This window comes from Candidatus Litorirhabdus singularis (assembly GCF_026262625.1).
Lineage (GTDB): Bacteria > Pseudomonadota > Gammaproteobacteria > Pseudomonadales > Halieaceae > Litorirhabdus > Litorirhabdus singularis.
The window spans coordinates 515,318-527,409 of sequence record NZ_SHNN01000002.1; the positions used below are offsets into that span (position 1 = coordinate 515,318).

Genomic DNA, 12,092 nt, shown 5'->3' on the forward strand with positions numbered 1-12,092 from the left:
TGATTTCGGAACAATACTATTCATTTTTCTTTATATAAATCATTGAGATAGGCGGCAATTCTAACGCCAGACTGAAATATACGCTGACGCATTACCGAGTCGTGCTGGTCGGTATAGCCACGACCAATGGAGGTTTGTTGTGGATACAGGCCTTTTCGTAATGTCGCACTTTCAGCAATCCAGACCTGAGGGTCGGCATTCAACCAGGCTTTAACCTGCGTGGCCGTAAACCTCGCATGCAGCGTGTTAGTCCATTCCTCAACGGACTGTTCCTGCAGTTTGATCATTTTTGAGTCCCAGACTGTATGCAGGTTGGTAGTCTTACCCTCAAAGCGCACTTTGATCTTGTTGCCGCCGCGGTCAAGACCGTTGCCAACGTGAAAAGGCTGGTGCAGGTCAGCGATTATGTGAATGCTGAAACGCAGCGCCAGTTGCCGCTGCGCCACACTGGATGTGGGGTCCAGTAAGATATTGCGAAACCTGGCCAGGGCCGACACAGCATCACCCTGCTGCGGCGCACCCACATCAGCATACAGTTTGCCATCAGGCACGGTTACGTAATGCCAGGGGCCGGCAACTTCTTGCCAGAAGTTGGAAGGATTACTGCGCATTTCATCGGCCCAGGTCGAGGCTCGCGCCAGGCTTTCACTGCCAATCACTTGCTGTATGCCATCGCGCGCCGCCGGGCTCAGATGTTGCTCTGCAAGATTACCGCTAACGCGGTGTCCTGTAGGGCCCCAGGCTAATGCCGGTGTTGTGCAAAGCAGAACCAACCCTATGGTGCAGGCCAGCAGCGCGCCGAGCTGCCAACTAGAGCTGACCACGGCAGGCCTGTTCAAAAATTCGGCTGTAGGTATCTGCACTGTGCAAGATCGGGTTGGTGGCTGCGGTTGAGTCAACTGCAGCCATCGCGCCAATGCGTGCGGATTCATCGTCAACGATGCCAATCTCCGCCAGACTATGGGCAATACCGGTTTGCTCCCGCAGGCTCAACACCCACTCCATAACGGCGCTAAACCCAGTGCCGGGCAGACCCAGACTGCTGGCGATGAGATGCATGGTATCGCCGATAGCCGCTTCATTTGCCTTGAGCACATAGGGCATCAGAATCGCATTCAGTACCCCGTGATGGGCATCGTAAACAGCGCCTAGCGAGTGGGCAAGCGCATGCATACCGCCCAGTCCACGTTGAAACGCAGTAGCCCCCATACTGGACGCAACCAGCATATTGGTGCGCGCGGTTAAATCACCGCCCTGCTCTACCGCCGTCAACAAATTGTCTTTGACCAGGCGCATACCCTGCAGCCCAATACCCTCGGCCATAGGATGGTAGCCAGGTGCACACAGGGCTTCGAGATTATGTGATAGCGCATCCATGCCGGTGGCTGCGGTAAGACCAGCGGGCAGGCCCACAGTGAGTTCGGGGTCGAGAATTACCAGAGTCGGCAGCATGCCGGGGTGCCAGACAATCTTCTTTAGCTGTATTTCAGGGTCGGTGACTACGGCAGCGCGGCCCACTTCGGAGCCAGTACCGGCCGTAGTGGGTATAGCGATAATCGGTGCCGCGGCGACTTTATCAAAACCCGACCAATTGCCGTCTGAATCCTGTTGCTGCCAGAGCGTTCCTGACTGTGGCGCCAGTGCAGCTATGGTCTTGCCACAATCGAGGGCCGAACCCCCGCCAAGCGCAATCACCCCATCGTGTTTACCGCTGCGAAACTGAGCGGCACCCGCCTCCACACTGGCCGCAGTTGGATTACTCTTGATATCACTGAACACACCGGCACCGTTAGCGCTGGAGCTACATAAAGCCACCAGAGTTTGAGCAAAAGGCAATGCAAGAACCCCCGGGTCGGTGACCAATAACGGCCGGTTTATACCCAGCGTAACGCAAGCCGCCGCAACCTCAGCCAGCCGCCCTGCGCCCACGCTAATGGCGGTAGGGTAATTCCAGTTTGCCTGCAGTATTTCTGTCACCGAAATTCTCTCTGTCTAGATGATTTCAAAGTAGCGTTGTAATTCCCAGTCGGTAATATGCTTGCGAAATTCTTGTTCTTCCCATTCTCTTGTCGTCGCATAGTGCTCGACAAAGGGCGCGCCAAAGAGCTCCCGAGCGGCACTGGAACTGCGCAACCGCCCCGCTGCCTCGTGCAGCGTCGCCGGTAACGCCAGTTGTGCCGAATGCTCTTGTTCGTAGGCGTTGCCGGTTATCATCGGTTCCGGCTCCAACTGGTGCTTGATACCATAGAGCCCGGCGCCGAGTGCTGCAGCCAGTGCGATATACGGATTGGCATCGGCAGAGCCGAGGCGGTATTCCACCCGCTGCGACTTACTGGAGCCCGGAATCACCCGCAACGCAGTGGTGCGATTCTCGACCCCCCAGGTGGCATGGGTTGGCGCCCAGAAGCCCGGCACCAGACGCGAAAAGGCATTAACAGTTTGCGCCAGCATGGCCAGTAGCTCGGGCATCAATTGCTGTTGGCCGGCGACAAAATGGCGCTGCATGGCGCTCATATTATGCGGCTGCGTTTCGTCATAGAACGCGGCGTTACCGCTCGCTGTGTCCGTCAACGAAATATGAATATGACCACTCTGCCCCGGATAATCATTGGACCACTTGGCCATAAAGGTGGCCATCATGTCGTTGCGTTGCGCCCAAACTTTGGTAAAGGTTTTGAACAGATTGGCCTTGTCTGCCGAAGCCATCGCCTCGTCTACCGTAATGGCGGCTTCCAGCACACCGGGGCCGGTTTCTGTGTGCAGGCCTTCCAACGGGAAGTCCATGGTCTCGCACAATGCCAGCAGTTCGCTATACCACTCGGCGTGGGTGGAATTGCGCAGTACCGAGTATCCGTAAAAGCCCGGTGTCACCGGCTGTAGATTACGGAAGCCCTTGGCCCGCACTGAGTCAGGAGTTTCGTTAAACAAAAAGAATTCGTATTCAAAGGCAGAGCGCACTGCCAAACCCATATCATCAGCCTGCTGCAGCACCCGTTGCAGCAGATTGCGCGGACAGATTGCGGCCGCCTCACCGGTAAACTCACCCAGAAACAGCAACATATTGTCTTCCAGCGGCAGCTCGCGGCAGGTCTCCGGCTGCAGCCGCACAGGAGCATCCGGGTAGCCGGTGTGCCAACCGGTAAACGCCACGCCGGGGTTTTCATAAAGCTGATCATTGCTATCCCAGCCCAGCACCACGTCGCAAAATCCAAAACCGTTATCCAGCGCCGAAAAAAACTTCTCGCGACTCATATACTTGCCGCGCAACACACCATCGATATCGGTTACCGCAACTTTAATATGACTCAGCTGACGCTGCTCAACCAGCTTGCGAGCATCCGCCAGGGTGACTACATCCTGCGCGCGCATTGTTGTTGTCATGCTGACTACTCCTTGAACTCGACCTGACTGCGGGCCCGGCCACCGGGTCCACTGTAGGCCATCCCAAATCCCGGTGCATTCTCAAACTCTACGCTACCAAACTCATCCACCAGCTTGCGCCAACGTTTTACCAGTTCATCTTCAGCCGCGTAATCGAACGGGTCCTGCAGAACCTGCTCCTCGATGCCGCCTGCGTCAGGCTGGTTGGCCAATAGCCAGTGTGCCGTGCGCGCCAGTGCCTCTGCTGGCGCAACCTTATCGCGGTAACCCAGATCTGCCCGCAGAGCTGCAATATCCTGCACCCGGTGCGTAGACAGCGGCTGCGCCATAAAGGGCCGCGCGCAGGGAGCCAGCTCATAGGGCATATTGATCACGTCCCAATCGTGCTTTAGCTCGGTAGCAATGATCTCCACCACCTGCCGCACGGTTAACACCTGCTCATCGGCCACGTTATAAATCTTGCCCTCACAGGCCGCCGGTTGATCAACCGCCAACAGCAGCGCATGGGCAATATTCTCGGCGTAGCCAAAGCTCTGCAGCGTGAGTCCGCCGTCGGGAATAATAATGTGCGGCCGCTGATCGCGGATCCTGCGTACCACCATCCATTCCCTGGGCGCCAGCTGGTAGGGGCCATAGACATAGGGATAGCGGAAATGGGTCGCCTGCGGCTGCAATTCAAACAGGGTTTTTTCGGTGCGCCGAATACGAAAGCCCTTCGAGTCATCTTCTTCGCGCAGCACCTTGGGGGCATCTTCGCGTATCGGCACCGGCACACCGGCCGGGTCAAACGCAAAGGGGTTCATGTATCCCAGATAGGCCGGGCCACCGCCCGCAGAGATAAATCGCTCCACCCTGCCCTGCAGCGTCGCCGCCACCGCGCGTAACCTGCCGTAGGTGGCCACGCAAACATCAAACTCACGACCAGCCAGCGCCTGCTGCAAACAATCAGGGTCATAGGCATTGGTATGGATATGCTCAACCTGCGCCGGAATTTCGTCAATCTCATGATTGCCGCTATGCAGTATGGCTACCTGATAGCCCCGCTCCAGCAAACCATTAACGATAAAATGTCCTGTGGGGCCAGTGCCCCCTACTACTAATGCGTGCAAATCATCCCCCTCAGTTGAGGAAATCTTTGCACTGTCGTCTGCGCTTTGCAATCATCCTTTACCTATCCTTTCAGGCAGTCCTTATGATCACCGGTTTTGACAGTATCGTTATTGGCGTTCCCGACCTGCAAGCCGCCGCCCGAGAACTCGGTGCCGTGACCGGAGAGCTCGCCCTGACCGCAGACACGGCGCGGCTGGATCTCGCTAACATAAGCCTGGAGCTGCGCCTGGACGCGCAGCTCACGCAAGCAAAGATTATCGGTTTGACGATGCTGGATGACAGTCTCAGCGCGTCCACTGCGCCGCAGTCGTTGGATGCGGGTATTACCCGGGGGTTGTGCCTGGAGCGGGTCGCCGCTGCTAACAAGGCAGAGCCCGCAGGTGCCACCAGCACCGGGTTAACTGCAGTTGATCACGTGGTGCTGCAAACCGGCGACGCCGATGCCTGCATAGAGCTGTTCGGCGAGCAGGGCTTGGGGCTGCGACTGGCGTTGGACCAGCATAAACCTGAATGGGGCGGCCGCATGGTGTTTTTCCGCTGCGGCAAGTTGACGCTGGAGATTATTCAAAATGACAAGGCCCCGGCATCCACTGATCACTTTTGGGGAATTACCTTTATCAGCCAAGACCTGGAGCATACGCTGGAGGCCCTCGACAGCGCAGGCGCCAGCCACTCGGAGTTACGTGCCGGCCGTAAACCCGGTACCCGGGTCGCCACCGTAAAGTCCCATTGCCTGGGTTTGCCTACGTTACTGCTTGAGCATCCCGCAGCTTAGCGGCAGCGGGTTTAAGACGGCCTTACCCCACCTTATTATCCGACTACGCCGCCCTCGCGCCACTGCTTGATTTGCTCGGGGGTCTTGCCAAGGGTCGCCAGGATTTCATCGGTATGCTCGCCAATCGCAGCCATGGTGCGCAGCGGCGGTGATGGCGTGCCTTCAAAGTTGGGCGGATTATTAGGCTCAATCACAATGCCGGCTTGCGGATGAGTCACCTCCGCAAAGCTGTTATTGGCAATCATTTGTTCATGCTGCGGCAACTCGCCCAGGTGCATGGCTCGCGCACAGGGAACATCTTCTGCGTCCAGCGCGGCAATCGCGGCATCTGTCGTCATGGCCAGGGCGCGGGGCTCTACTACCGCCATCGCTTCCAGCAACTCCACGCCATGTTGGTTACGGCCCATCACAGTGGCAAATTTGGGGTCCAGATCGTTGACTCCAAACACTCGGCAATAGCCCATAAACTGGCTGTCGGTAACCGGGGCGGCGGTTCCATAACCGTCACTGAACTGCAGCAACTTCAGACCTTTGGCCACGCTGATACCATCCTGCGCGTTGGGGTTAGCGAAGGTATCAGTGCCAGAAACATCGCACCATAAAAAGCTGCTGACCGCATCGACCATAGACAGACGAATATGCTGCCCGCCCTGCCCGCGCTCGCGGGCAAACAGCGCCGCGGTCAAAGCCTGACTCCCGGTCAGCGCCGTCAGCTTGTCGGAAAAAAGCTGGTAATAACCGGTGGGCACACCGCTTTCAGGGTTCGCCTGACTCTGCGCGACACCGCCGAACGCCTGTATAACATTGTCGTAGGCGGCTTTATCCCGGTAGGGTCCACGATCGCCGAACCCACACACCGACATATAGATAAGCTCAGGATTAACCTCACACAGGTCCGCGTAACCAACGCCCAGTCTATCGGCGACGCCTGGACGAAAATTTTGCAGCACTATGTCGGCATCCGCGGCCAGTTCTTTGAGTAACGCAACGCCCTCGGCGCTCTTCAGGTCCAACGCCAGCGAGCGCTTGCCGCGGTTGGTGTTGTGGTACAAGCCGGTAACACCCTCACAGCTGGCGCCAAGATAACGCATCACGTCGCCCACACCCGGGGTTTCCACCTTGATGACATCGGCTCCCTGGTCGCTGAGTACGGTCGCGGCCATTGGTCCAGCAATCATGGTGCCCAGATCGAGGATCTTGACACCGCTTAACGGTCCACTCATAGCTATTCACTCCCTCAATTAGCGTGTATCCAAGCAGCGGTAAACGGGGTATTACAAGTTAAAGCGTTGCACCGACAGCTGCCAGACTTTCATTAAGGCGCGCTCTACCGAGCCTTCTGCTGCCATGCCCAGCTTCTCCTGCCAGCCCTTCTTCAGAATGTGTCGAATTTCAAAAACATCCCGTTCCGCGAGCGCGCCCTGAATATAAGTGTCGCTGGTCATCAGTTCATCCACCAGGCCTTTATCGATAGCCTGCTGTCCATACCAGACTTCGCCGGTGGCGACCGAGTCAATGTCCAGCGAGGTGCGATTTTCTCCAACAAACTGCTTAAACAGCACGTGAGTGTCTTCAAGCTCTTCCTGCAGTTTCTCGCGATGAGCATCGGTGTTTTCACCAAACATGGTCAAGGTTCGCTTGTACTCACCGGCGGTCAGCTGTTCGTAATCAACATTCGCTTTCTTCAGCAAACGGTGAAAATTCGGCAGTTGAGCCAACACGCCAATGGAGCCGATAATGGCAAATGGCGCTGCGAGTATGTGGTTGCCAACGCAAGCCATCATATAACCGCCGCTGGCGGCGACCTTGTCGACCGAAACGGTGAGCTTGATGCCGGCGTCCGCAATTCGTTTCAGCTGACTGGAAGCCAGGCCATAGCTGTGCACCATGCCACCACCACTTTCGAGCCGCACTAATACTTCATCACCATTGCGAGCCAAGCCAAGCACTGCGCTGATCTCCTCACGCAGGTTATCCGTAGCCGAGGCGCGAATATCACCGTCGAAGTTCAAAATGTAAAGTCGCAGCTTATCGTTGCTGGCTGTAGAGCCGGCTTTCTTCAACTGCTTGGCTTCTTTCTTGGCTGCCTTTTTTTCTTCCTTGTGCTTTTGCTTGGCAATCTCATCACCAAACACTTCAGCCTGCAGCGCATCCTGAATGTCCTTGTAGCGGTCATTCAGCTTGCGAATTTCAATATGGCCCTCGGGTTCGTGGCGCTGCCTGCTGCCAAGCGCAAAAACGCCGCCCGCTACCAGCAAAATTGCGACGACCAGGGTAACTGCCTGTGCCAGAAATAGTCCGTATTCGTACAAAAATTCCAAAAGTGTGTCCTCTTTAGCTGCGGCCAGTGGCCGCTTGATTGTCGATATGATGGCGGATCAGTTGTCCGGATATGGAATGTACCGGTGGTATTGTCGGTAACTTATCCGGGCTAAACCAGTGTGCTTCCGCTATTTCTTCGTCTTCGCAAACAATTTCACCGCCATCATATTCGGCGAAAAAGCCCAACATCAGTTGGTTGGGAAATGGCCAGGACTGAGAATTGAAGTAGCGGATGTTGGTGACGTCAACGCCAACTTCTTCTTTCACTTCACGGACCAGGCACTCCTCTACAGTTTCCCCCGCCTCGATAAAGCCGGCTAAGGTTGAAAACATTTCGATGGGAAAGTTGGCATTGCGAGCCAACAGCATGTCAGGGCCCCGCGTAATAAGCACGATAATGCAGGGTGAAATACGCGGATAGATTATGCTGCGACAAGGCTTACAGACCTTGGCCCGATCTGACTCGTGGCTGCCCATATTCTCCCCGCAACGGCCGCAGAAACGATTGTCGCGCTCCCAGGCCAGCATTTGCTGGGCACGACCCGCCAGGGCGAACATCTCGTCAGAGACCCTGCCGAGTATGCTGTACAGATTACTCGCCTGGTAATGGTCCACACCCAGTGGTGTGTTGTGATCAAGCTCGCGGGCATAACAGGGCTTGCCGTGCCAGTAACCCAGAAATTGCTGGCGCACCGGCGCCGGGCTCAAAAATCGAATTTCATTGCGCGGCAACAGACAGGGGTCGCTGGCGCGGTTATCGGTCACCAGGTTGTCGCCGTGGAAAACAAAATAGTGCGCATCATCCACGTTCTCGGGCTCTTTATGGTCAGGTTCGAACATATGGCTGCGTATCTCTAAAAAACTGGACCGCTATAGTACTCTATGCCACGGCCTCAACAAAGATGCTGTCAATGGTACGCACAAGCCCTCCAATCACGTAAACTTCCGGCATTCAATGTCGCTCGGACCAAGAATCCCCATGCCTGACTCTATTGCCGGCTCGCTGGCACGTAATTTCCTTGGCACCGCGCCAGATTGGTACAAAAAGGCAATCATCCTGTTTTTGCTGCTGAACCCGCTGGTGCTGTGGCTCATGGGGCCTTTTGTCACCGGTTGGCTGTTGATCGCGGAATTCATCTTCACTCTGGCACTGGCGCTCAAATGCTACCCCCTGCAACCGGGAGGATTGCTCGCTATCGAGGCCATCGTTATTGGTCTGGCCAGCCCCGAGGCGGTTTACGGAGAAACGCTGGCCAATTTTGAAGTCATTCTCCTGCTGATGTTTATGGTCGCTGGTATCTTCTTCATGAAGGAACTGCTGTTATTTTTGTTCACCGGCATTCTCCTCAACGTGCGCTCCAAGAAACTCCTATCGCTGCTGTTCTGTGGTTCTGCTGCCTTTCTCTCGGCGTTTCTTGATGCCTTAACGGTCACCGCCGTCCTGATTGCCGTCAGCGTTGGCTTTTACTCGGTCTACCACAAAGTAGCCTCGGGCAAAAAAGTCACCCATGACGAAGGTCATGATCACGCCGAAGACAGCCAGGTTATTGAATTTCATCGCAGTGATCTGGATACGTTTCGCGACTTCCTGCGCAGTCTGGTTATGCACGGCGCAGTCGGCACGGCTCTGGGTGGCGTCTGCACCCTCGTAGGCGAGCCGCAAAACCTGCTTATAGCAACCATCGCTGGCTGGGATTTCGTTACCTTTTTCATGCTCATGGCGCCAGTCACAATGCCAACGCTGGTTGCCGGATTGGCCACCTGCTGGCTGCTGGAGACGACCGGAAAATTCGGCTACGGCACCCTGTTGCCAGACCCGGTTCGGGCGGTATTAGAGGAGTTTCAGTTACATGAGGTCGCCCGCCGCACCACTCGCGAAAAAATGCGCCTGGTCGTACAAGGCTTGGTGGCAGTGCTACTGATTGTTGCACTCGCAAGTCACTGGGCTGCTGTAGGCTTAATCGGCCTGATGGTGATCGTTCTGCTGACGGCTTTTAACGGCATTATTGAAGAACACCAGATTGGTAAGGCGTTTGAAGAGGCGCTGCCGTTCACCGCACTATTGGTCGTGTTCTTCTCGGTGGTCGCGGTAATTCACGAGCAGCATTTGTTCAGCCCCGTCATCAACTACGTGTTGGGCATAGAAGGCAGTTTCCGCTACGCGGCGCTGTTTATTGCCAATGGTGCTCTGTCCATGATTAGCGATAATGTGTTTGTCGCCACGGTTTATATCACAGAGGTGCACGAAGCCTTGTTGGCGGGTTCCATTACCCGTGAGGAGTTTGACATTATGGCCATTGCCATCAATACGGGCACTAACTTGCCTAGCGTGGCTACACCCAATGGTCAGGCTGCCTTCCTGTTTCTGCTGACATCGGCGCTGGCGCCGCTTATTCGTCTGTCCTACGGGCGCATGGTTATTATGGCGCTGCCTTACACCATCACCATGAGCCTTACTGCCCTGCTGTCCGTGTACTTCTTGCTCTGACTGCAGGCTCGCAGTCATTGGCAGAATAAAGTCTGCGCTACAGCCTATTGGCTACGCCAGAGTACGTCATCACCGCTGGCCCCGGCGATGCTGTCCAGACTACTTTCATGTGCCGCTAACTCATCAGCGCTGGCGCGTATCACACGCAGTGGACGACGTTCAGCAGGCAAGCGCCGAATCCCTGTCTGGTTATTTTCCCCGTCGGCGCCAGTTTCGCCCGCACCAAGCTGAAAGGTAACCTGCCCGCCCGTCATCAGCAGATAAACATCCGCCAATATCTCTGCATCCAACAACGCACCGTGCAGGTCACGCTGAGAATTATCTACCATGTAACGCTGGCATAGAGCATCCAGACTATTACGTTGTCCAGGGTGCTTCTGGCGCGCCATCTTCAGCGTATCAATGATGCTGCAATGGGTTTCGATCGGTTGCAGCTGACTCTTTAGTTGTTTGAATTCGCTGTCAATAAAGCCCACATCGAAAGGCGCATTGTGAATAATCAATTCTGCGCCATCAACGTAAGCCAAAAAGTCTGCGGCAATTTTCTCGAACACCGGTTTATCGGCCAGAAACTCATTGGTAATGCCGTGCACTTCTATCGCGCCAGCGTCGATGTCTCGCTGCGGATTGACGTATTGATGGTAGTGCTCTCCGGTGAGTTTACGGTTAATCAGCTCTACACAGCCGATTTCAATAATGCGGTGACCCTGGCTGGTTTCCAGTCCAGTGGTCTCAGTATCAAGGACAATCTGTCTCATAATTCGTCAATCCCGCGATTTGCTAATTGGTCTGCTATTTCGTTCTCCCGGTGGCCACTATGACCTTTGACCCAGTGCCACTTGACCTCATGACGCTGGCTCTGCTCTTCCAGAGCCCGCCACAAGTCGGCATTCTTGACTGGCTTGCGCGCGGCGGTTTTCCAACCTCTGAGCTTCCAGTTCTCTATCCATTCGGTAATACCTTTGCGCACGTACTGTGAGTCCGTGGTCAAATCAACGCGACAGCCCTGCGTGATCGCGCGCAGTCCCTCAATCGCTGCCATTAATTCCATGCGGTTATTGGTGGTGTCTGCGGCACCGCCATAGAGTTCCTTCTCCTTGCCTTTATAGCGCAGCAAAGCACCCCAACCTCCGGGCCCGGGGTTGCCGCGACAAGCGCCGTCGGTAAACAATTCTACGGTTTTGTCGCTAGTGCTATCTTTTGGTTTCATGCAGCGTGATCTGTGTTGCGGGGACTGGGGACCGGTTTGTTAACGCCAAGTCCGAACAAACCAGTACTCAGTCTGCTCTGCCATGGCTTACGTATCGGCGTATAAGGTATGACTTTCTTCTGTGCATGCAGCGCATAGACGCCGCCCAGCGGCCACTGGTGCCGGTGTAAAAAACTATCAATGCGCTTGCTGGTACTCAGCAGGCGCCCGCCACCCACGGGCGGAAACGCGTAGGTATAGCTGGATGACAGCACTTCACTACCCAGCAGGTGGAGCCAGTCACGCAGTCGATGGCTGCTTAAACCGTGTAGGTGATGCCATAAACTGTCGGGGTGCAGGCCACGCAGCGTGGTGCTCAAGCCAAACCCGCTGTAGGGGTTCACACCCAGCACAATCAGGTGTCCTTGCGGTGATAACACGCGATGCACCTCGCGCAGTAACTGATGCGGGTTCTCGGCAAACTCCAGCGCATGGTGTAAAACGATGGCGTCAATACTGTCGCAGGGAAATGGCAGCGCCTGCTGGTCAGTCAACAGACCAATATCCGCGCCAGACTGGTGACAGGCATAGATCGTATGATTGAGTGTATTGGGCGCGGCCAGCGGCGTGTTACGAGTGATGCCCAACTGTAAAAGATGATATCCAAACACTTTTTGCAGCATCTGATTAACCAGTTGGCGCTCGTGCTCCAGTAGGTGCTGACCACCGGGTCTTGCAAACCAGCATTCCAGTTCGGCACAAATATCGCTAGAATTAGACATCATAAGGCGCCATCTTACCGCATCTAAAAAGCCGCTGGTCGGCAA

12 protein-coding genes are annotated in these 12,092 nt (G+C 55.6%); 2 read left to right on the forward strand and 10 right to left on the reverse strand.

Translation table 11 applies throughout. From position 1 onward, the window contains the following. Positions 1-20 precede the first annotated feature (20 nt). From EYC98_RS10670 to EYC98_RS10685, 4 genes are read right to left on the reverse strand one after another with little or no spacing between them, the layout of a single operon-like run. Entirely contained in the window at positions 21-824 is an 804-nt protein-coding gene (locus tag EYC98_RS10670; RefSeq protein ID WP_279245329.1) for a S1/P1 nuclease, read from the reverse strand. Continuing rightward, a complete protein-coding gene (locus tag EYC98_RS10675; protein WP_279245330.1) occupies positions 811-1,977 on the reverse strand; it encodes an iron-containing alcohol dehydrogenase in 1,167 nt (388 codons plus the stop codon). The genes EYC98_RS10670 and EYC98_RS10675 overlap by 14 nt, the downstream gene beginning before the upstream one ends. 15 nt (positions 1,978-1,992) lie before the next feature. After that, positions 1,993-3,381, reverse strand: coding sequence for a glutamine synthetase family protein (locus tag EYC98_RS10680; protein WP_279245331.1), 1,389 nt, complete (start codon positions 3,379-3,381; stop codon positions 1,993-1,995). A gap of 5 nt (positions 3,382-3,386) precedes the next feature. Continuing rightward, on the reverse strand, positions 3,387-4,490 hold the full coding sequence (locus EYC98_RS10685) for an NAD-dependent epimerase/dehydratase family protein (RefSeq protein WP_279245332.1): 1,104 nt from the start codon (positions 4,488-4,490) through the stop codon (positions 3,387-3,389). A gap of 83 nt (positions 4,491-4,573) precedes the next feature. Here EYC98_RS10685 and EYC98_RS10690 point away from each other — a divergent pair, with 83 nt between their 5' ends. Further along, on the forward strand, positions 4,574-5,266 hold the full coding sequence (locus tag EYC98_RS10690; protein WP_279245333.1) for a VOC family protein: 693 nt from the start codon (positions 4,574-4,576) through the stop codon (positions 5,264-5,266). A gap of 35 nt (positions 5,267-5,301) precedes the next feature. Here the strand turns inward: EYC98_RS10690 and EYC98_RS10695 are convergent, their stop codons facing one another. Genes EYC98_RS10695 through nudC form a run of 3 tightly spaced genes read right to left on the reverse strand, consistent with a single transcriptional unit; the run spans position 5,302 to position 8,428 of the window. Further along, positions 5,302-6,489, reverse strand: a complete 1,188-nt coding sequence (locus tag EYC98_RS10695; protein WP_279245334.1) for a CaiB/BaiF CoA transferase family protein — start codon at positions 6,487-6,489, stop codon at positions 5,302-5,304. Between the two features lie 51 nt (positions 6,490-6,540). Continuing rightward, positions 6,541-7,587, reverse strand: coding sequence for a protease SohB (gene sohB / locus EYC98_RS10700; RefSeq protein ID WP_279245335.1), 1,047 nt, complete (start codon positions 7,585-7,587; stop codon positions 6,541-6,543). 13 nt (positions 7,588-7,600) lie between these two features. Next, on the reverse strand, positions 7,601-8,428 hold the full coding sequence (gene nudC / locus EYC98_RS10705; protein ID WP_279245336.1) for an NAD(+) diphosphatase: 828 nt from the start codon (positions 8,426-8,428) through the stop codon (positions 7,601-7,603). A gap of 139 nt (positions 8,429-8,567) precedes the next feature. Between nudC and nhaB the strand changes: the two genes are divergently transcribed. Continuing rightward, entirely contained in the window at positions 8,568-10,076 is a 1,509-nt protein-coding gene (nhaB, locus tag EYC98_RS10710; RefSeq protein WP_279245337.1) for a sodium/proton antiporter NhaB, read from the forward strand. Positions 10,077-10,120: 44 nt separating this feature from the next. Here the strand turns inward: nhaB and dnaQ are convergent, their stop codons facing one another. Genes dnaQ through EYC98_RS10725 form a run of 3 tightly spaced genes read right to left on the reverse strand, consistent with a single transcriptional unit; the run spans position 10,121 to position 12,050 of the window. Continuing rightward, positions 10,121-10,834 (reverse strand): DNA polymerase III subunit epsilon, encoded by a 714-nt coding sequence (gene dnaQ, locus EYC98_RS10715; protein WP_279245338.1) that lies wholly within the window; start codon positions 10,832-10,834, stop codon positions 10,121-10,123. After that, positions 10,831-11,286 (reverse strand): ribonuclease HI, encoded by a 456-nt coding sequence (rnhA, locus tag EYC98_RS10720; protein ID WP_279245339.1) that lies wholly within the window; start codon positions 11,284-11,286, stop codon positions 10,831-10,833. The genes dnaQ and rnhA overlap by 4 nt, the downstream gene beginning before the upstream one ends. Continuing rightward, positions 11,283-12,050 carry a class I SAM-dependent methyltransferase gene (locus EYC98_RS10725; protein ID WP_279245340.1) on the reverse strand — a complete coding sequence of 256 codons (768 nt, stop codon included), beginning with the start codon at positions 12,048-12,050 and terminating at the stop codon, positions 11,283-11,285. The genes rnhA and EYC98_RS10725 overlap by 4 nt, the downstream gene beginning before the upstream one ends. Positions 12,051-12,092: the final 42 nt, after the last annotated feature.

What these genes read in the sequence shown, in the direction of transcription:
- nhaB (WP_279245337.1), top strand. Translation starts at nt 8,568, where the DNA reads ATGCCTGACTCTATTGCCGGCTCGCTGGCACGTAATTTCCTTGGCACC.
- EYC98_RS10690 (WP_279245333.1), top strand. Translation starts at nt 4,574, where the DNA reads ATGATCACCGGTTTTGACAGTATCGTTATTGGCGTTCCCGACCTGCAA.
- dnaQ (WP_279245338.1), bottom strand. Translation starts at nt 10,834, where the DNA reads ATGAGACAGATTGTCCTTGATACTGAGACCACTGGACTGGAAACCAGC.
- nudC (WP_279245336.1), bottom strand. Translation starts at nt 8,428, where the DNA reads ATGTTCGAACCTGACCATAAAGAGCCCGAGAACGTGGATGATGCGCAC.
- EYC98_RS10680 (WP_279245331.1), bottom strand. Translation starts at nt 3,381, where the DNA reads ATGACAACAACAATGCGCGCGCAGGATGTAGTCACCCTGGCGGATGCT.
- EYC98_RS10695 (WP_279245334.1), bottom strand. Translation starts at nt 6,489, where the DNA reads ATGAGTGGACCGTTAAGCGGTGTCAAGATCCTCGATCTGGGCACCATG.
- EYC98_RS10725 (WP_279245340.1), bottom strand. Translation starts at nt 12,050, where the DNA reads ATGATGTCTAATTCTAGCGATATTTGTGCCGAACTGGAATGCTGGTTT.
- rnhA (WP_279245339.1), bottom strand. Translation starts at nt 11,286, where the DNA reads ATGAAACCAAAAGATAGCACTAGCGACAAAACCGTAGAATTGTTTACC.